General features: G+C 73.4%; 17 protein-coding genes. 10 read left to right on the top strand and 7 right to left on the bottom strand.

Annotated elements, in window-relative coordinates:
• Positions 1-8: 8 nt before the first annotated feature.
• Together lanL and ACZOOI_RS35090 are read right to left on the bottom strand one after the other, a co-directional pair.
• Positions 9-2,597: a class IV lanthionine synthetase LanL gene (gene lanL / locus ACZOOI_RS35095; RefSeq protein ID WP_465283607.1), complete on the bottom strand. Its 2,589-nt coding sequence runs from the start codon at positions 2,595-2,597 to the stop codon at positions 9-11.
• 235 nt (positions 2,598-2,832) lie between these two features.
• Positions 2,833-3,003 carry an SflA family class IV lanthipeptide gene (locus ACZOOI_RS35090; RefSeq protein WP_465283606.1) on the bottom strand — a complete coding sequence of 57 codons (171 nt, stop codon included), beginning with the start codon at positions 3,001-3,003 and terminating at the stop codon, positions 2,833-2,835.
• Between the two features lie 427 nt (positions 3,004-3,430).
• On the opposite strand from ACZOOI_RS35090, the gene ACZOOI_RS35085 reads away from it, so the two are divergent.
• Positions 3,431-6,208: a helix-turn-helix transcriptional regulator gene (locus ACZOOI_RS35085; protein WP_465283605.1), complete on the top strand. Its 2,778-nt coding sequence runs from the start codon at positions 3,431-3,433 to the stop codon at positions 6,206-6,208.
• 65 nt (positions 6,209-6,273) lie between these two features.
• Positions 6,274-7,095, top strand: coding sequence for a phosphatase (locus ACZOOI_RS35080; RefSeq protein WP_465283604.1), 822 nt, complete (start codon positions 6,274-6,276; stop codon positions 7,093-7,095).
• Between the two features lie 219 nt (positions 7,096-7,314).
• On the opposite strand, the gene ACZOOI_RS35075 is transcribed toward ACZOOI_RS35080, so the two are convergent.
• Positions 7,315-7,743, bottom strand: coding sequence for a DUF5997 family protein (locus ACZOOI_RS35075; protein ID WP_465283603.1), 429 nt, complete (start codon positions 7,741-7,743; stop codon positions 7,315-7,317).
• Between the two features lie 58 nt (positions 7,744-7,801).
• On the opposite strand from ACZOOI_RS35075, the gene ACZOOI_RS35070 reads away from it, so the two are divergent.
• A complete protein-coding gene (locus tag ACZOOI_RS35070; protein WP_465283602.1) occupies positions 7,802-8,587 on the top strand; it encodes a LysR family substrate-binding domain-containing protein in 786 nt (261 codons plus the stop codon).
• A 66-nt stretch (positions 8,588-8,653) separates the two neighbouring features.
• Here ACZOOI_RS35070 and ACZOOI_RS35065 read toward each other — a convergent pair whose 3' ends face one another.
• The 3 genes from ACZOOI_RS35065 to qcrB all read right to left on the bottom strand — a co-directional run bounded on the left by ACZOOI_RS35065 (position 8,654) and on the right by qcrB (position 12,572).
• Positions 8,654-9,997: an MFS transporter gene (locus ACZOOI_RS35065; RefSeq protein ID WP_465283601.1), complete on the bottom strand. Its 1,344-nt coding sequence runs from the start codon at positions 9,995-9,997 to the stop codon at positions 8,654-8,656.
• A gap of 207 nt (positions 9,998-10,204) precedes the next feature.
• Positions 10,205-10,852, bottom strand: coding sequence for a hemerythrin domain-containing protein (locus tag ACZOOI_RS35060; RefSeq protein ID WP_465283600.1), 648 nt, complete (start codon positions 10,850-10,852; stop codon positions 10,205-10,207).
• Positions 10,853-10,916: 64 nt separating this feature from the next.
• Complete coding sequence (qcrB, locus tag ACZOOI_RS35055; protein WP_465283599.1) at positions 10,917-12,572, bottom strand: cytochrome bc1 complex cytochrome b subunit; 1,656 nt, start codon at positions 12,570-12,572, stop codon at positions 10,917-10,919.
• Positions 12,573-12,903: 331 nt separating this feature from the next.
• On the opposite strand from qcrB, the gene ACZOOI_RS35050 reads away from it, so the two are divergent.
• The 7 genes from ACZOOI_RS35050 (at position 12,904) to ACZOOI_RS35020 (ending at position 17,491) form a co-directional block, all read left to right on the top strand.
• Positions 12,904-13,410 carry an LAETG motif-containing sortase-dependent surface protein gene (locus ACZOOI_RS35050; RefSeq protein WP_465283598.1) on the top strand — a complete coding sequence of 169 codons (507 nt, stop codon included), beginning with the start codon at positions 12,904-12,906 and terminating at the stop codon, positions 13,408-13,410.
• Positions 13,411-13,728: 318 nt separating this feature from the next.
• Positions 13,729-14,208 (top strand): RNA polymerase sigma factor, encoded by a 480-nt coding sequence (locus ACZOOI_RS35045; protein WP_396006323.1) that lies wholly within the window; start codon positions 13,729-13,731, stop codon positions 14,206-14,208.
• Positions 14,205-14,714: a hypothetical protein gene (locus ACZOOI_RS35040; protein ID WP_465283597.1), complete on the top strand. Its 510-nt coding sequence runs from the start codon at positions 14,205-14,207 to the stop codon at positions 14,712-14,714. The genes ACZOOI_RS35045 and ACZOOI_RS35040 overlap by 4 nt, the downstream gene beginning before the upstream one ends.
• Before the next feature lie 242 nt (positions 14,715-14,956).
• Entirely contained in the window at positions 14,957-15,286 is a 330-nt protein-coding gene (locus tag ACZOOI_RS35035) for a helix-turn-helix domain-containing protein (RefSeq protein ID WP_465283596.1), read from the top strand.
• Positions 15,283-15,786: a hypothetical protein gene (locus tag ACZOOI_RS35030; RefSeq protein ID WP_465283595.1), complete on the top strand. Its 504-nt coding sequence runs from the start codon at positions 15,283-15,285 to the stop codon at positions 15,784-15,786. Before ACZOOI_RS35035 ends, ACZOOI_RS35030 begins: the two co-directional genes overlap by 4 nt.
• 145 nt (positions 15,787-15,931) lie before the next feature.
• Positions 15,932-16,327, top strand: coding sequence for a GNAT family N-acetyltransferase (locus tag ACZOOI_RS35025; protein WP_465283594.1), 396 nt, complete (start codon positions 15,932-15,934; stop codon positions 16,325-16,327).
• A 249-nt stretch (positions 16,328-16,576) separates the two neighbouring features.
• Positions 16,577-17,491: a SigB/SigF/SigG family RNA polymerase sigma factor gene (locus tag ACZOOI_RS35020; protein WP_465283593.1), complete on the top strand. Its 915-nt coding sequence runs from the start codon at positions 16,577-16,579 to the stop codon at positions 17,489-17,491.
• A gap of 94 nt (positions 17,492-17,585) precedes the next feature.
• On the opposite strand, the gene ribB is transcribed toward ACZOOI_RS35020, so the two are convergent.
• Positions 17,586-18,257 (bottom strand): 3,4-dihydroxy-2-butanone-4-phosphate synthase, encoded by a 672-nt coding sequence (ribB, locus tag ACZOOI_RS35015; RefSeq protein WP_465283592.1) that lies wholly within the window; start codon positions 18,255-18,257, stop codon positions 17,586-17,588.
• Positions 18,258-18,468: the final 211 nt, after the last annotated feature.

The raw sequence follows: 18,468 nt of genomic DNA, 5'->3' as shown, positions 1-18,468 counted from the left end.
CGCACCGGTCACAGGCCCCGCGGCGGCGCAACGAGGCGCTCGCCGCCCCGGTCGCGCACGCGGCGCAGCAGGGACAGGACGCCCGTGCCGCCCGTGGCCCAGCCGGGATCGGTGCCGGTGAGCGTGTTGTCCGGGAACAGCGGACGCCGTAGTGTGCCGCCGCTGCGGGCCAGGATCAGGGCCACCACGTCCTCGGCGGCCCGCCAGTGTGCGTCGTCGTCGGTGGCGAGCGCGGCGTCCACGAGCAGTTCGCCGACTCCGGACAGGCCGCAGCACTGCGACACCAGGCTCATCCTCGGTGCGAGCTCATGGCACAACTGGGCGCAGCGCAGGCCGAGTTGGAGCAGTTCGGGATCTCGTGCGGGCGAGCCCGCCGCGATCAGCACGGTACCGATCCCGGCCATGCCCCGACACCAGGACCCGAAGTGCCGGGCGGCGCCCGGGCGCGCCGCCGAGGCCAGCAACTCCGGTGTGCGTGCGGCGAGTCGATCCAGACCCGCACGGGCGGCGCGGGCGAGAGCCGGATCGGCGCCGGCGTCCCCGCAGGTGGTGAGGGCGTGCAGGAAGTGCACGATGCCGGCGCTGCCGTGGGCGTAGCCGTGCGCGTAGGCCGCGCGCGAGGAGGCCGGTGGCAGGTCGAGTTCGGGGTGCTCCGGGTCGTGCGGGCGGTTCAGGAGTGACTCGGCGCAGGAGTGCGCCGCGGCCAGGTGTGCGGCGGCCTGCGCGGTGCGACCTGCCGCGTGCGCCTGCCGGGCGAGCAGCAGCCGGCCCGTTCCGGCGCCGGCCGCGCCGCCGATCTGGTCGCCGGTGTCGTCGTACGGCTGCGGCTCGGTGGAAAGGGCCGGCCGCGGGACGTCGGCGTCCGGCAGCGCGGCCGCGCCGCACAGGAAGAGCTCGACCCCGGTCCGGCCGGTGTACAACGCACCGGAGAGCGCGTCCAGTTCGGGGTGTGTCGCGGTGCGCCGGGCCAGCCCGGCGACGGCTTCCGGCACGCCCGGTCGGTCGATGTGCCGCAGCAGTTCCAGGCCCACTCCGGCCGCGCCCGCGTAGAGCGTCAGCGTCGATCCGGGCCGCGGGCCCGACCCGGTGGGCAGGTCGGCGGCGGCGCGTACGCAGTCGGCCACGGTGTGGGCGATCACGTCGTCCAGGAGGCCGGCGGTGATCCGCGGCGGCGCCGGCAACCGCCGTCCGCGCAGCGGTTCGGGCAGGCCGGCCCGCAGCCGCCGGGCGCAGTCGATCCGCTCGGCCCGATCGAGGTTCAGGAGCCCGGCGACCAGCGCTCGGACCGGTCGGTGGGCGGCGCCCGGCAGCGCGGCGGCCAGGCAGGCCAGGGTGCGGTCGCGGCCGACGGCCGGGTCGGGATCGACGATCACCGGATCCATGCCGGTCAGTGCGTAGTGCAGGGTCGCGCCCAGCGCGTACAGGTCGTCCGCGGGATCGGGCGGGTCGTCGGTCGAGCCCGTGGCCAGGGTGTAGCCGGGGGTGCCGCCCGCCGGGCGGTGGGCGCCCAGCGCGCTGATGCCGAAGTCGACCACCCGACAGGTGCCGTCCGTGTCGAGGACCACATTGCCCGGTTTGAGGTCGCGCATCACCACGCCTCGGGCGTGCATCCCGTCCAGTACCGCGAGCAGTCGGCGGGCCAGCACGCTCACCCGGCGCCCGGGCCGCGCGTCGCCCGGATAGGGGCCGTGCGTCCGCACGTCGCGGCGCAGGTCCGCGGGGCCGCAGTCGGTGGTGACCAGGTATTCGTCCTCGCCGTGGCGCAGATGGTCGATCACCCGCGGCACGCCGTCCAGGTCGGCCAGTGTCGCCAGCACGGCGCGCTCGTGCCGCAACCGGCCCCGGGCGTCCACCCCGTCGCCGTCCTCGCCCGCGTACGCCCTGGCCTGCTTGACCACCACCCGCGCGCCGGTCGTGGTGTCCGAGGCGCGGTACACGTCCCCGTGCGGGGATCGGGCGATGCCCGCGGTGAGCCGGTAGCGACCGCCGACCAGGCGGGCGGGTCGCCCCGCGCCGGGTGCGGGGGCGCCGAACGGGTCGGCCGCCCACGGGGGTTGGCGGTAGCGGATGCTCGCCCGGCCGGGGAAGCGCTGTCCGTCGGGGCCGGTCATCACCAACTCGGCGGCCGTGGGCCCGAGTGCGCGGAAGGGGCCGTAGCGGTAGTAGACGGGCGCGTCGGGCCGGACCCGGCGGTCCCCGAGCACGCGCGGGCCGTGGCGACCGGCCAGTACGTCGGCCAGTTCCCGGCCGAGGGCCGTCACGTCCTGCTCGCGCGGGTAGACGGTGACCGCCTTGCCGACCACCGCCGGGTCGCGTACGCCGGCGTTCAGTTCCTCCAGGACGGTGGTACTGACCGCGAACTTGGCCAGGCAGGTGTAGCGCAGCAGGACCGGGACCAGCAGATCCAGCGTCGATACGAAGTCCTCGGGGCGGGCCGAGACGTGCAACTTCCAGCCGTGGTCGAGCGCGGGCATGCGCGGGTCGAACAGGTGCAGCCAGACGTCGTCCGCGCGGCAGCGACGATCGTGACCGGCCACCAGTGCATCCAGTCGGGTGCGAAGGTCCTGCGCGGATCCGGCCGAAATCGATCGCACCATGTCCCCTCCCGCTTCTGCCGCTGCCCGCTTCGTCGCGGCCACGGGTGCCGCGGGTGGGTCGCCGGAGGGCGCCCCGCGCACCGTGGCTCGTGCGTGCTTCGCCGCCGGGACGCGAGCCCGATCGGGTCGAGCGCTTTCCGATCGGGCCGCCGTGCGTGCCGGTGCATCCGGACCATCGAGCGGTCCGGATCATGGGCCCGTCCGGGTGTCACCGGGTCGGGCCGGATCCGTCGGGTCAGTCCTTCCAGTCACACCCGACGCGGGTCGTCGCGGTGGGCCAGGGCTCGGGCAGACACGCCTCGATCCGGCGGTCCGGGTTCGATTCGTCCTCGAACTCGACGGCTTCCTCTTCCACTTCGACGTCGAGCGGCCCGGCGTCGCGAATCTCCACCGTTACGGGGCTCATATCGATCCTTCCTGCAAAAAAGGCGGGTAGGTCATCACACGAACCATGTGTCGTACGGTCGTTCGCGGTCGGCGTGCCCAACGCCTCCTCCGCTGGTGCGGATGAGGCGGCTGGGGTCGCCGCACCGCGCCATCAGTCTCCCCGGTGGACAACAAAAGGAGAACGTGTCGAATCGGCCGGCTTATGGCGAGATTTCGCGCCGATGAACGGGCAGGGCCGACCCCTCGGCCACACCCGGCGGGCCGGGGGTGGCACGCGGACCAGCCGCCGGCCCCTGCCGTCGCCCGTCGCCCCCGGCGCCGCCGTGCCCGGCCCGTGAGCGGCTTCGGTCCACCCCCTACGGTGATCATGTGCCCGGACCGACCGGCCGACCGACCCCTCGGGAGCCGAGGGGCGGTGCGAACACGAACCCGGAGAGCCCGCAGTCGTGACCACACCCTCGTCCCGGGCCGGCGACGCGACGCGTGCGAGGTTGTGGGGCCGCGATGCCGAACGTGCTGCGATCGCCGCGGTGACCGAGCGGGCCCGGGCAGGCCGCAGCGCGGTTCTGGTGCTGCGCGGACCGGCCGGCATCGGCAAGACCGCGCTGCTGGACGAGGCCGCGCGCGACGCCGCGGATGTGCGGGTGCTGCGCGTCGCGGGCGTGGAGGCCGAGGCGGGCCTGCCGTTCGCCGCGTTGCAGGCGCTGTTGCGACCGGTGGTGCACCGGCTGGACACGCTGCCCGACGTGCAGGCCGCCGCACTGCGCGGGGCGCTGGGCCTGGCCGCGGCGGGTCCGGACCGATACCTGGTCGGTTCGGCCGTGCTCGGGTTGCTCTCCGACCTGTCCCGGGAGCGGCCGCTGCTGTGCCTGATCGACGACGCGCACTGGCTGGACGCCGCCTCCGCCGAAGTGCTGTTGTTCGCGGCCCGGCGGCTGGACGCCGAGGGCGTGGGCGTGCTCTTCGCCGCCCGGGACACACCGGAAACTTTCGAGGCCCGTGCGCTGCCCGAACTCGCGCCGTCCGCACTGGACCGGCACCTGGCCGACGCACTGCTGACCGAACGGGTCCCGGACCTGACCCCGGCGCTGCGCGAGCGAGTCGTCGCCGAGTCCGCCGGCAACCCGTTGGCCCTGATCGAACTCGCCGCCGGACTCGACGCGGACACGCGTACCGGCCGGATCGACCCGCCCACCGCGCTGCCCGTCACCGACCGGGTCCTGGCGGAGTTCGGCGACCGGATCGACCGGCTGCCCGCACCCGCCCGCGTGGTGTTGACCGTCGCCGCCGCCGAGGGCACCTGCGACCTGGGCACGGTGCTCCGGGCCGCGCGGACCCTGGGCGCCGGTGCCGAGGACCTCGACGCGTGCGTGGCGGCCGGCCTGCTGCGCGACACCGGCACCGGCAACAGGATCGTGTTCCGGCACCCGCTGGTCCGCTCGACCGCCTACCAGCGGGCCGACGTGGCCGGCCGGTTGGCGGTGCACCGCGCGCTGGCGGCGGTCACCGACGGCGAGCGGCGGCTGTGGCACGCGGCCGAGGGCACCGCCGGGCCGGACGAGAGTGTCGCCGCCGCGCTGGAGCGGGCCGCGGTGCACGCCCACGAACGGGGCGCGACCGGGGCCGCCGCGCCGATCCACGAATGGGCCGCCCGGCTCAGCCCGGAGCGTGCGGATCGGGCCCGGCGTACCGTCCTGGCCGCCCAGTCGGCGGTGATCGCGGGTCGCACCGAGCACGCGGCGGCGCTGGCCGAGCGGGCCTTCGCACAGACCGAGGACCCGCTGCTGCGCGCCGGCCTGGCCATGGTCCGGGCAACCGCGGCGACCGAACGCGGCACCCCGCGCGGCGCCGCCCGACTGCTGATCGAACACGCCCGACCGATCGCGCCCACCCACCCGGACCTGGCGCTGAGCCTGCTGACCATGGCCGCCGGCAGCGCGTGGTCCGTGGCGGAGGAGGTCGAGCTGCGCGAACTGGCCGTGCTCGCGGCCGAGTTGCCGTCCGCCACGGGCGCGTCGGTGGACCCGGGGTCGCCGGCCGCCGCGATCACCGCGCTGGCACACCTGGTCGACGACGACCCGGCGCGTAGCTTGCCGGTCCTGCGCTCCTTCGTCACCGGGGTACGGGCTCGCCCGCCCGGCCCGTTGCTCGTCCGGATCCTGGCCGGCACCGTCGCGGTACTGCTCGGCGACGACGACGCGGCCCTGGAACTGGCCGCCACCGACGCGGCACGCACCCGGGCCCGCGGCCAACTCGGCGCGCTGCCCGGCACGCTCCAGGTCCTGGCCCACGCCCAGGCGATGGCGGGCCTGGATCACGACGCGGCGGCGACGGTGGCCGAGGCGCTCACCCTCGCGCGGGACACCGGGCAGGCGCACCGACCGGCCCGACTCGGCGTGATCACCGCCCGGATCGCCGCCGTGCGCGGTGACGAGGCCGGCTGCCGGGCGGCGCTCGCGACCGGCACCGACCGGGCCGACATGCCCGAATTCGGCGGCGTCGCCGAGGCCGCGGTCGCCGCGGACCGCGTGCTCGGGCTGCTCGACCTCACCCTGGGTCGGTACGAACCGGCGGTCCGCCGGCTGACCGACCGCACCCGCGGCCCGGCCCGGCACACCGCCGCGGCCGTGGCCGCGCAGGCCGACCTGGTCGAGGCCGCCGTCCGGGCGGGCACCCCCGAGCGCGGGCGCGAGGCGGGCGAGCGCTTCGAGGCGTGGGCCCGGGCGAGCGGGACCCCGTGGGCGATCGCGGTCGCGCTGCGCTGTCGGGCGCTGCTCGCCGACCCGGATGCGGCGGGCGAGCTGTACGCCGAGGCGATTCGCGAACACGAGCGGGGCGGGCGGCCGTTCGAACGGGCGCGCACCGAACTGTTGTACGGCGAATGGCTGCGTCGGGCCCGCCGGCGCTCGGCCGCACGCACCCCACTGCGCGCCGCGCTTGCCGCCTTCGAGCGCCTGGCGGCGTCGCCGTGGGCCGACCGGGCCCGGATCGAGCTGCGCGCCACCGGAGACGCGGCTCCGGCCGATACGGGGGACGCGGACGTACTGGGCCGGCTGACCCCGCAGGAACTGCAGATCGTGCGACTCGCCGCCGAGGGCGTGAGCAACCGGGACATCGCAGGCCGGTTGTTCTTGAGCCCGCGCACCGTCGAATACCACCTCTACAAGGCGTATCCCAAGCTCGGCGTCGGCTCGCGCGGCGAACTCTCCCGGTTCCGCGGCTGAGGCCGCCGCACCGGTCACGGGCCCCGGCTGCCGTGGGTCTCCGACCGGGTGGGCACAATGGCCGCATGACGACGCCGAACACCCCTCCGTCCCGTGACGAGTTGCTTCGGCACCTGACGAACACCCGCATCGCCGGCGAAGTGGCCACGCCCCGGGAGGTCAACCTCCGGCACTATGTCGAACTGGTGAAGGGCAACCGGCGGTTTTGGCTGGGCCTGGACCTGGGTGATCGCTGGAAGACCGAGGAGGACGTGCTCGCCGTGATGGTGGAGCGGGTGGGCGTGCATCCCGACCCCGACCACCGCACCGGGCAGGACACCATCGACCCGCGGCTCACCCTGGACGGGCTCGACCGGATGGCCGCCGTCCTGCGCGACGCCGCCGCCCGACGGCTGCGCGTGCTGCTCGCGACCGGACACCCCGGCGGCCTGCTGGACGTACACCAGGCCATCGGCCGGGCACTGCGGGCGGCCGGCGCCGAGATCCTCGACATCCCGCGCGGGCTGCACACCACCGAGGGTGACGACGACACCTGCGGCAGCGTGCGCCAGTTCGGCGACGTGGCGGTGCTCGAGCGCGGGGCCACGCTGTGGCACACCCACGCGCCGCAGCCGATGAGCGCGATCCTGGATGCCCTCGCCGCGGCCGGGCAGCCCTGGCCCGACCTGGTGGTCGCCGATCACGGCTGGGCGGGCCGCGCCGGGCAACACGGCATTCCCACCGTCGCGTTCGCCGACTGCAACGACCCGGCGCTGTTCCTCGGCGAGGCCGAGGGCACCGTCACGGTCACCGTCCCGCTCGACGACCACGTCGTGGACGCCCGGGACTATGCACCGATGACCGCCTACCTGCTCGCCACCGCCGGCCTGACCCACGACATCGGCTGAGCGGCCCCTGCCCGGTCGGGGCCGACTCGGGCGAGCCGCAACGGAACGCTGCCCGGCCGGGGTTCGAGGTCCGTAGCGGCGGCCGGCGCGAGCCCGGTGCATGGCGGCGGCCGCCGAATCGGGCGCCTCGCGGCCGTTGATCACGGTGGCGGTGGCGCCCGCCGATCCCGGCCGACGCGGCGGTGGCCGCCCGGGGCCGGGCGACCACCGTACGGCGGGTCAGGAGCGCGGTCGGCGCGCCTTCGCGGGGGCCTCGTCGCTCTGCTCCGCGCTCTTCTCCTTGTTCTTCTCCCTGATCCGGATCGTTTCCTTCCGGACCTCGGCCTGGGTGGCGCGCTCCTGGCGCAGCCACTCCGGACCGTCCTCCTTCAGCGCGTCGATCTGCTCGGTGGTGAGGGCGTCGGTGATGCCGCCGCGGGCGAGGCCGGCGATGGAGACCCCGAGCCTGCTCGCGACGACGGGCCGCGGGTGCGGGCCGTTGCGGCGCAGTTCCCGGAGCCACTCGGGCGGGTCGGCCTGCAGCGCGTTCAACTCGTCGCGGGAGACGACACCCTCTTGGAACTCGGCGGGGGTGGCCTGGAGGTACACGCCCAGCTTCTTCGCCGCGGTCGCGGGCTTCATCGTCTGGGTGGTCTTGTGCGACGTCATGGTGTCAAGAGTAGCGACCGTGTGCGGTGCCTCCGATCCTGGCCGGTAGCCTGACGTGGTGACAGGCTCGGAAGCACCCACCCCGTTCCGGCTCGCCTACGTTCCGGGAGTGACCCCCACGAAATGGGTGCGGGTCTGGAACGAGCGGCTGCCCGACGTGCCGTTGACCCTGATCGCGGTGTCCGCCGCCGACGCGGCCGACGTGTTGCGCGCGGGCGAGGCCGACGCGGGGTTGGTGCGGCTGCCGATCGAGCGGACCGACCTGAGCGCGATTCCGCTGTATGCGGAGACCACGGTGGTCGTGGTGCCCAAGGACCACGAGGTGACGGCGGTGGACGAGGTGGTCGCCGAGGACCTGGCCGACGCGCTCGTGCTGCACCCCCTCGACGACACCCTGGAGTGGGAGCGGCGCCCCGGGATGCCCGCGAAGGAACGGCCCGCGACCACGGCGGACGCGGTCGAACTGGTGGCGGCCGGGGTGGGCCTGCTCGTGGTCCCGCAGTCGCTCGCCCGCCTGCACCACCGCAAGGACCTGACCTACCGGCCGGTCACCGATGCGCCCGAGTCGCGCGTGGCGTTGGCGTGGCCGGAGGCGCGGACCACGGACCTGGTCGAGGAGTTCATCGGGATCGTCCGTGGCCGCACGGTCAACAGCTCGCGCGGCCGGACCCCGACCCCGCCGCAACCCAAGTCCGCGGCCAAGGCCAAGGCCAAGGCCCAGCGCCCCGACGCCTCCGGTGCCCGACGCAAGCCGGGCGCCGGCGGGTCGGCCGGGAAGGGCGCGCGCGGCGGGCCCGGCGCGAGCAAGGGCGCCAAGCGCGGCAAGCCACGCGGCCGTTCCTGACCCCGGCGCGACCCGCCGCCGGGACACGATCGATTAGGGACACGATCGATTCGGATGCCCGAGAGCTCACGCCTCCGCGACGGCCGGCGCCGGGCGGGCGGCCGGTTCGGGCGCGCCCTCGGGAACCACGCGGAACAGGGCGATCGCGCCGACCAGACTGATCGTGCACATCGCCACCAGGTACCACGTGACGCCGGTCGAGGAGTCGCCGGAGTTCAACAGCGCGGTGGAGATCGTCGGTGCCAGTCCGCCGCCGAGCACGGCGCCGAGTTGCAGGATCAGCGAGGACCCCGAGTAGCGGACGTGCACGGGGAACGTGTCCGCGATGATGCCGCCCTGTACACAGTGCGTGATCGGAATGATCAGGCCCATTCCGGCGAGGGCGAGCACGGCGAGCGCCGAATTCCCGGTGTTCAGCAACGGGAAGAAGGCGATACACCAGGCCAGGATCGCGGCCGAACCGCCGATGAACATGGTGCGCCGGCCGTATCGGTCGGCAATTCGGGTCCACAGCGGGATGCTCACGAACCAGAGCACGGCGGCGGCCGAGACGCTCAGGATCAGGAATCGCTTCTCATAGTCGAGATGCTTGGTGCCGTAGGACAGCGTGAACACCATGAAGACATAGGCGACCGCCGAGTTGGCGACCACGGCGAGCAGGGTGAGACCGAGTCGGGGAAGACCGACCTTGAATGCCTCGGCGAGCGGGAATCGGACCACGTGGTCCTGTTCCAGGGCACGATTGAAGGATGGGGATTCACTGACCCGCAGGCGGATCACCAGACCTGCCGCGACCAGGACGAAACTCATCAGGAACGGGATGCGCCAGCCCCATCCGGTGAATGCGTGATCGCTCATCCCGGTACTGGCGGCGAGGAAGACCATGTTCGCCAGGACCAGTCCCGCGGGTGTTCCCATCTGCGGAAATCCCGCGTACAGGTTCCGCTTCCCGGCGGGTGCGTGCTCCATCGACATCAGCGTCGCGCCGGCGCCCTCGCCGCCCAGCCCGATGCCCTGGACGATGCGCAGCAGGACGAGCAGGACCGGTGCCCAATATCCGATCGTGTCGTAGTTGGGAATGACGCCGATCAGGGTCGAGCCGACCCCCATCAGCACCAGCGACACCACGAGGGTCGCCTTTCGGCCGATGCGGTCGCCGAAATGGCCGAAGACCAGCCCGCCCAGCGGTCGGGCGACGAATCCGACGGCGAGCGTGCCGAAGGAGGCGAGAGTACCCGCCGCCGGGCTCAGGGAGGGGAAGAATTGTTTGTCGAAGATGAGTGCGGCAGCCGTGCCGTAGAGAAAGAAGTCGTACCATTCGAGCGTGGTCCCGGCCAATGTCGCGGCGGCCGTTCTGCCGGCGGCCTTTTCGCCGGGGTCCACGCTTTGTGTCGGAGCCGAATTACGCATGGGTGACCTATCCACTCGGGGGGCGGGCGTTCACTCCGCAAAGCCGCTGCGGCGGCCGATGTTCACAGCGCGTCAAGATGGATCCTGACCCCGGGAGACATCACATACAAATGCCGAATCCGAGGTCTGGTATATCCATGTCGGTATGACGCGCGTGCTTCCCCGAGCCCGCGACGCGGACCGGTCGGTGTGCTTGGTTGCCCGGTGTCACCAGCGGACCCGGCGGGCGTGCCCGGCGCGCAGGGCGCGGTGGGCGAGTCGCACGGCCGGCGGGAACTGGGACCGGACGGCGGATTGCCGGTCCGGAGGGAGTCCTTCGAGGAGCCAGGACAGGAACGCCGCCCCGGGACCCGGACCCAGCGGTTTCCGCTGGGCGATGTCGAAGTGCGCCCAGTCGCCGGGCGTGACCAGGTTCGCCACCAGCGGCAGGACGGTCGTCTCCTCGTGGTGCAGGTGCGCGGTCAACGCCGCCGCCAGCGCGGTCGCGTGCTCCAGCGTGCGACTGGCGGGCCCGCGGCCGGACAGGCAGTCGTCCACCGTGGCCACCAGTTCGGCCACCCGCCGATGCTCGTCCGCCAGTTCGACGAGCACCCGGCGCAGCCCCGATCCGGGGCCCGACGCGGCGTGCAGGAGGGGCCACAACACGGCGTCCTCGGCCTCGTGGTGCACGGTGAGGTACCGGTGGAAGTCCGTCCAGCCGGGAGTGGCCACCGGCACGCCGGTTCGGGCCCAACCCACCAACGTGCGCAGGTCTCGGCGCAGGGCGTGGTGGACCGCGTGGATCAGGACAGGATCCACCCGCGGGTCGTGGCCGGTCCGACCGGGGGCCGCGCGGTGCGGGACGGTCGAGGACATGACGGGTCCCTCCTCCGAGGAGTGCGGCCGCCGGTGATCGGTCGGCTCGGGCGGCGGCGGTCCGCTACGGGTGCTCGTGGTCGCCGGCGAGTTCCCGGTATTCCTCGGCGGTAGGCTTCGCGACCGGTTCGGCGAAGTACCAGTGCGACATCCTCGAACGCAGCTTCTGCGCACGCGTGACCTTGCGGGCCACGCCGTTCTCGTCCTCGGCCGGCGCCGGCTCGTACGGCTTCGGCTGCTCGTGGGCGGTGAGGGCGTGGCGCACCCCGGCGTCGAGCGGTTCGTGGATCTCGACGTACTCGCCGTGCGGGAGCTTCTTGATCACGCCGGTCTCGCGACCGTGCAGGACCTTGTCCCGGTCGCGCCGCTGCAGACCCTTGCAGATCCGCACCGTGGCCAGATAGGCCAGGACCGGCCCGATCAGGAACGCGAAGCGGCCGACCCAGGTGATCGTGTTGATGGACAGGTGGAAGTGGGTGGCGATCACGTCGTTGCCGCCGCAGACCCACAACACGCCGTAGGCCACGATCCAGGCGACGCCCAGGCCGGTGCGGACCGGCATGTTGCGCGGGCGGTCCAGCAGGTGGTGCTCACGCTTGTCACCGGTGATCCAGGCCTCGATCCACGGGTAGGCGCCGATCAGGGTGAACAGCACACCGGGCAGGATCACGGTCGGGATCAGCACGTTGAAGCTGAGTGTGTGGCCCCCGATGTTCCATTCCCAGTTGGGCATGATGCGCAGCGCGCCCTCCAGGAAGCCGATGTACCAGTCCGGCTGCGAGCCCGCACTGATCTGACCCGGGTTGTAGGGACCGTACGCCCAGATCGGGTTGATCTGCACCATCCCGCCCAGCAGCGCGGTCACCCCGAACACCAGGAAGAAGAAGCCGCCGGCCTTGGCCGCGTAGACCGGCAGGAACGGCTGGCCGACCACGTTCTTCTCGCTCTTGCCCGGGCCGACGAACTGGGTGTGCTTCTGGTACCAGACCAGGGTCAGGTGCACGGTGACCAGGCCGACCATGATCGCCGGGACGAGCAGCACGTGGATGGTGAACAGGCGGGGCACGATGTCCTCGCCCGGGAACTCCCCGCCGAACAGGAAGAACTGCAGGTACGTGCCGACCAGCGGGATGGCCAGGATCACGCCCTCGGCGATCCGCAGACCGGTGCCGGAGAGCAGGTCGTCCGGGAGCGAGTAGCCGGTGAAGCCGTTCAGCATGGCCAGGATCAGCAGCAGGAAGCCGAACAGCCAGTTGATGTCCCGGGGTTTGCGGAACGCTCCGGTGAAGAAGATCCGGAACATGTGCACGAACAGGGCCGCGATGAAGATCAGCGCCGCCCAGTGGTGGATCTGACGGATCATCAGGCCGCCGCGCGTATCGAAGCTGATCTCCAGCGTCGAGGCGTACGCCTCGGACATGTGGATGCCCTGGAGCGGTACGTAGGAGCCGTCGTAGACGACCTGCTGCATGCTCGGCTTGAAGAACAGCGTCAGGAAGACGCCGGTCAACAGCAGCACGATGAAGCTGTACAGGGCGATCTCGCCGAGCATGAAGGTCCAGTGGTCCGGAAAGACCTTCCGCAGGTGGCGCTTGGCGGCGCCGTAGATGCCCAGTCGACTGTCGACGGCGTCGGCGAACCGCACGCCCGCGCCGTCCGGGACGGGCCGGTCGGTGTTCGCCCCGCCCTTGGCCGTGCGGGTCTGTTCCCCTGTGCTCATTCGCGACGTCCCTCTCGTTCGCGCGCCGTGCCGGCCGAGCCCGACCGCGGCATCCCTCGCGATCGGGCCCGGGCCGTACGCCCTCGAACATGTGACGTGTTCGGTCGGCCGGATGTGACTCGATCCGGGCCGTGCGACGGCGAATTCGGTGTGCTTCCGGTCACGTGCCGGGGTTCGGCCCGGTGCGCCGGCGACGGCATTCCCGGGGTCCGGCGAAAAAGTTCGCCGGGATCGGGAACCCGGCGCGGGGCCGCGCGTCTGGATGTCCGTCACTCGATGGTGGCGGCCTCCGTGTACACGGCGGCCCGTTCGATGCTCCACAAGGAGAACGGTGTTCATTCCTTCCCCACGCCTGCCGCGCCGCACGACCGCCTCGCCGCACGGCGGCCGGGTCCGGGCCGGGCGCGTGCTCGGCGCCGGCCTCGTACTCGCGGCCTCCGCCGTGCTGTTGCCGCAGAGCGCGGCCATGGCCGCGGACGCCCCGCCGGCGGGCGCGGCCCACGCCGCGGACGGCCGGGTTGTGCCCAGCACACCCCCGGCTCCCCGATCGCCTCAGGGCTCGGCGCCCGAGGCACGCACCCCCTCCGTGTCGCCGACCGCCCGCCCCGGCGACCCGACCGCGCCGCCGACCGCCCGCCCCGGCGACCCGACCGCGCCGCCGGCCGCCGACGGGCGGTCCGGTGGCAACCCGGCCACCCCGTCGGCGGTGCCGCCGCGCCTGGCCGAGACCGGCGGTGACGACAAGACCGCGCTGTACATCGGCGCAGCCGCGGGCCTGCTCCTGCTCGGTGGCGGTGCCGTCGTGCTCGGCCGGCGTCGCGGTCGTACCGCGACCTGATCGCTGCCCGGAACCGGCCGGTGTCCCGGGGACGTCGACGTCCCCGGGACACCGGCCGGCCACGGCACACCCGGCGTACGCGTCGCCGTCCGCATCCCGACCGGTGCTCGCCCACGTACGCCGCCGGTCCGCCCGGCGCCGACACCCCGTCGGTACGCACCCGAGGAGTTCACGGCCATCCAGGAATCCCACCTCCGGGTCCAGCACGACCCGAGTCCGGCCCACCCGGCGCCGCCCGCCGAGGGCACGTCGCCCCGCCGGCGTGCGTTCGGCCTGTTCCGTCGTCGGACCCGGGAGGCGGGCGAGCCGCCGCCGACCATGGCGCAGCTCTACCACGCGCACCGGATCCGCCTGGTGCGCCTGGCCACGCTGCTGGTGGACGACCAGGAGACCGCGGAGGACGTCGTGCAGGAGGCGTTCACGGCGGCCTTCCGCCGCTACGGCGCGCGCCTGGGCGAACTCGACGACCCACCCGCCTACCTGCGGCGCTGCGTGGTCAACGGCGCCCGATCGGTGCTGCGCCGACGGCGCACCGCCCGGGCCTGGATACCGCCGGTGCCGCCGCCGGTGGCCTCGCCCGAGGACGATGCGCTGCGGGCCGAACGCGACCGGCGGCTGCGGCACGCGCTGGGGCGATTGACCGGCAGGCAACGCGAGGTGCTGGTGCTGCGCTATTGGGAGAACCTCAGCGAGACCGAGATCGCCGGCACGCTGGGCATCCCGTCCGGCACCGTGAAATCCACCGCGAGCCGCGGGCTGACCGCGCTGCACCGGTTGCTTATGGAGGACGACGCGTGACCCGACACGGTGCCGAACCCCTGCGCTCGGGAACGCCCGAGCATGCCGCGCTGGAGGCCGAACTGCGCGACTGGATGGGCCGGCGGGCCGACGCGGTGACCCCCGAGACGCTGCGGACCCGGGACGTGCCGCTGCCGGCCGGGACGGTGCGCGGGCGCCGCGTCCCGCTGCGCCTGGCGCTGCCGGTGGCGGCGCTGGCCGTGGTCGCGGCCGGATGGGCGGTGCTCGGCTCGACCGCAGGCTCGGATGCCCCGCATCCGGTGCGGGTGCCGCCGGCCGCACCCGTTCCGCAGACCGACGCGCCGACGCCGAGCACCTCCACGCCCGCACCTCTCGCGACGGCGCCCTCGCCGGCGAGTGTGGCACCGGTGAATCCGTCGGCCGCCACGATCCCCCCGTCCGTACCTCCGCCCGACACCTCGCCCGACACGCCCCGGACCCCGAGCACCGACAACCCGAGGCGGACCTCGCCGCCCGCCGCCGGCGACGGCAGGCGCATCGGCTGAGCGATCGGACCCCGCCCCTCGGCGCGCGACCGAGAGTCCCCGGAGCCCGGTGGAGGTCCGCCGACCGGGCGGGTGACCCCGGGCATTCGCCGCACACCCATGCGAAGTCCCGCTCCGGCGCGGCGATTACGGGTCGTCGGCCCGGCGGCGCGTTCGGATGACGCGGCAACTTTCCCGCAGAGAGGGAAGGTTGTCCTTCTTCCGGACTACCGCTCCCGCAATCGGCGATCTACTCTGCGGAGATGACAGATGTTGCGCCTGGGGTGCGTGGGACCAGAACGGCGGAGCCGATACCCAACCGGGACACGGATACGGACACGGACGAACCGATCCGGATGATCGTGGTGCGCAACGTGCGCATGCTCGCGCGGCGGGACGGCTACACGGACGGCGCCATCGGCGAGGCGCTGGGCCACGGCCGGTCCTGGGCGTGGCGCCGATTCACCGGCGAACTGCCCTTCGACCTCAACGATGTGGAGCGCCTGGCCCAGCTGTTCCAGGTGGAACCGGCGCACCTGCTCGCCCCCGCCCACACGTGGGCTCCGGACCCGGCCCGAAGGGTTGTCTCATGAGCACCGACCGTCGCCCGAGCAGCCGGCGCAACCGAACCGACGCCAAGCACCGCACCGAACGGGTCGCCGCGCGCCCCGCCCGACACAACGACGGTGCCTCCGTACCGGCCATGTCCTCGGAGGTGATCGAGGCCGCGCTCTACCGCGCGGCCGAGGGCAGCCACTCGGCGCAGGCGACCACGTACATCCTCACCGAGGAGGGCTCGTTCGTACGCCGCCCCGAGCTGTACGCGGTCTGTCTGGACTGGTCCGACGACGGCCGCTACGCGGCGGTGCGCTGGCGCACGCTGCGCGAGGTGGTCACCGCCCCCGACGCGCCGTTCCCGCCGGGGGCGTTGCGCACGATGCTGCTGCTGTGTTGTTCGCTGCACGACGACGGCCCGGCGCCGCTGTCCCAACTGTCCCTGCTCGACTCGACCAACGCACGGATCGTGTCCCGGGGAATCCACATCGCCACCGGCGCCCTGCCCCTGCGTCAGGCCCTGGGCAACACACCGTGACCCGTCCGGCCGCGGGCACGGCCCGATGCGGTCCCCGGGCCGGCTCACCCTCGGAGGATGCGCGTGCCCGCCGCACGCCCTTCGCCGAGGGTGCCTTCGGGTGGCCCGCGCGACCCGCGTCCCGCGTGCTTCCCGGGCTTGCCGCATGACGGTCACCTTCGAGTGGCGCGGCGACTTCGACAACTCCGCCGTCAACGCGCTGCACGCCGAGGGGTTCGAGCACCCGCCGCTGGCGATCGACTGGCGAGCCCAGTTGCATCGGTACAGCCTGGGCTGGGTGTGCGCACGGCAGGACGATCGCCTGGTCGGCTTCGTCAACGTGGCCTGGGACGGGGGAGTGCACGCGTTCGTCCTGGACACCGTGGTCGCCCGGCGAAATCGCCGGAGCGGGATCGGGGCGGAGTTGATCGCGGTGGCGGTGCGCGAGGCCCGCGCCGCGAAGTGCGAGTGGTTGCACGTCGACTTCGAGGACGGCCTGCGCCGGTTCTACGTCGACGCGTGCGGTTTCAGACCGACGGACGCGGGCCTGATCCGGCTCTGAGCGCGGTCGCGCGACCCACCGCACCGGTGCACGGCCCCGCAGGCCACACGCCCCACGGGCGTACCTCCCCGCCTCGACCGTGGGGTGCCGCCGTCCTGCGCCGGATCGAGCCGGGCCGCCTCGTCGGGCGCGGGCGCGGCCGACCGCGGCGGGGCCCGGGGCGCGGCCCCGCACGGGGACGTGTGTATGGTGCATGGATCGGGTGTGCCGTGGACACCCGCCGCGCGAGACGTACCGGAAGGACGTGACATGACCGTTGGGATTGCGACCGACTCCCCGGCCGGCACCGCTCTCGTCGAGGAGACCGCCGGTGTCGCCGAGCCCGCCGGGGGCGAACCGCCCGCCGGCTCGGCCCTGTTCGCCCGGCCGGAACCGGGCGTCGAGGACGCGGACGGGCCGCCGACCGCGAGCGACACGCGGGCGATGTCCAGGGTGCTCTTCGACCGCCTGCAGGCGCTGGAGGAGGGCACGCCCGAACGCCAGTACGTGCGCAACACCCTGATCGAACTGAATCTCCCGCTGGTGCGTTTCGTGGCGGCCCGCTACCGCTCACGCCGGGAGGAGACGCAGGAGATCCTCCAGGTCGGCACGATCGGCCTGATCAAGGCGATCGACCGCTTCGACCCGGCCTTCGGATACGAGTTCCCCACGTTCGCGGTGCCCACCATCTCGGGCGAGATCAAGCGCTTCTTCCGGGACCACACCTGGGCCGTGCACGTCCCGCGCCGACTCCAGGAACTGCGCCTGGAACTCGCCGAGGCCCGGGACGCGTTCACCGCCGAGCACGATCGCGAACCCACCGCGGCCGAACTCGCCGCGCACCTGGACCTGGACGTCGCGCAGGTGACCGAGGGCCTGACCGCGGCGGCCGGATACACCGCCGACTCGCTGGACGCCCCCGCCGGCGACGACGGGCCCCTGCAGGCGCATGCGGCGCGGGCCTCGTTCGTCGATCCCGGCTTCGCCCGGGTCGAGGAACTGCACGCGCTCAAGCCGCTGATAGCCGCCCTCCCGGACCGCGAACGGACCATCCTGACGCTGCGCTTCGGCCGGGAACTGACCCAGTCGCAGATCGCCGAACGGCTCGGCATCTCCCAGATGCACGTCTCCCGGCTGCTCGGTCGCACCCTGGCCGGTCTGCGCACCGGCCTGCTCGCCGACTGACCCGCACGCGCCGAGGTCACCGCGGGCGGCACGGTCAGGCCCCGGCCGGGTCCCGGCCGGGACGCGAACACACCGCGCCCGGCCGGGGGGTTCGTCAGGCCAGGGCCGATCGCGCCTCGACCGTGCTGCGATACGCCGCCAGGTCACCCACCGAGATCAGATGCAGGTCCTCCCGTTCGGCCAGCGCGATCAGATCGCCCAGGCGTGCCATGCTCCAGTCCGCGAGCACCACTTCGCACATCGCGGTGACCCCGGACAACCCGGCGAGCCGGGACAGGTCCACCCCCGCCTCGGTGTGCCCGTCGCGTGCCAACACGCCGCCGGGCACCGCCCGGATCGGGAACACGTGGCCCGGGCGGCCCAGGTCGTCCGGCCGGGTCCCCGGGTCGGCCAACGCCCGGATGGTACGCGCCCGTTCGGCCGCGGAAATGCCGGTGGTGGCGCCCTCCTTCAGGTCTACCGACACGGTGAAAGCGGTCTCGTGCAGGCCGGTGTTCCGCGCCGTCATCGGCGGCAACTCCAGCCGGGTCAGCGCCTCGTCCGGCATGGCCACGCAGACCACCCCGGCGGTGTTCGCCAACATGAACCGCATGGCCGCCTCGGTCGTGTGCTCCGCGGCCACCATCAGGTCGCCCTCGTTCTCACGGGATTCGTCGTCGAAGACGATCACGAACGCCCCTCGGGCGAAGGCCTCGATCGCCCGAACCACCTTCTCCGGGCGCTCGTCCGTCGGGCCGGAGTGCTGCTCGTGGATCTGCTCTGTCATGCGTACTCTCCTGTGGTTTGCGCGACGACCGCACCCGAGGAGGGAATCGGCCGCACGCGTGGTTCTCGTGCCAAGGAGGGGCCGCCCCGGCGGGCAGGCGTCCTCGACGCATGCCACCGGGGACGGCCACGGTGTACGGGAGCATCCGGATCCGACAACGGCCCGTTCTCCCGTGCGCCGACGCCGTTCCGGGAGAGCGAGCACGTTCGGT

This window comes from Embleya sp. L77 (assembly GCF_055557415.1).
This window is presented reverse-complemented; position numbering and strand designations above follow the sequence as displayed.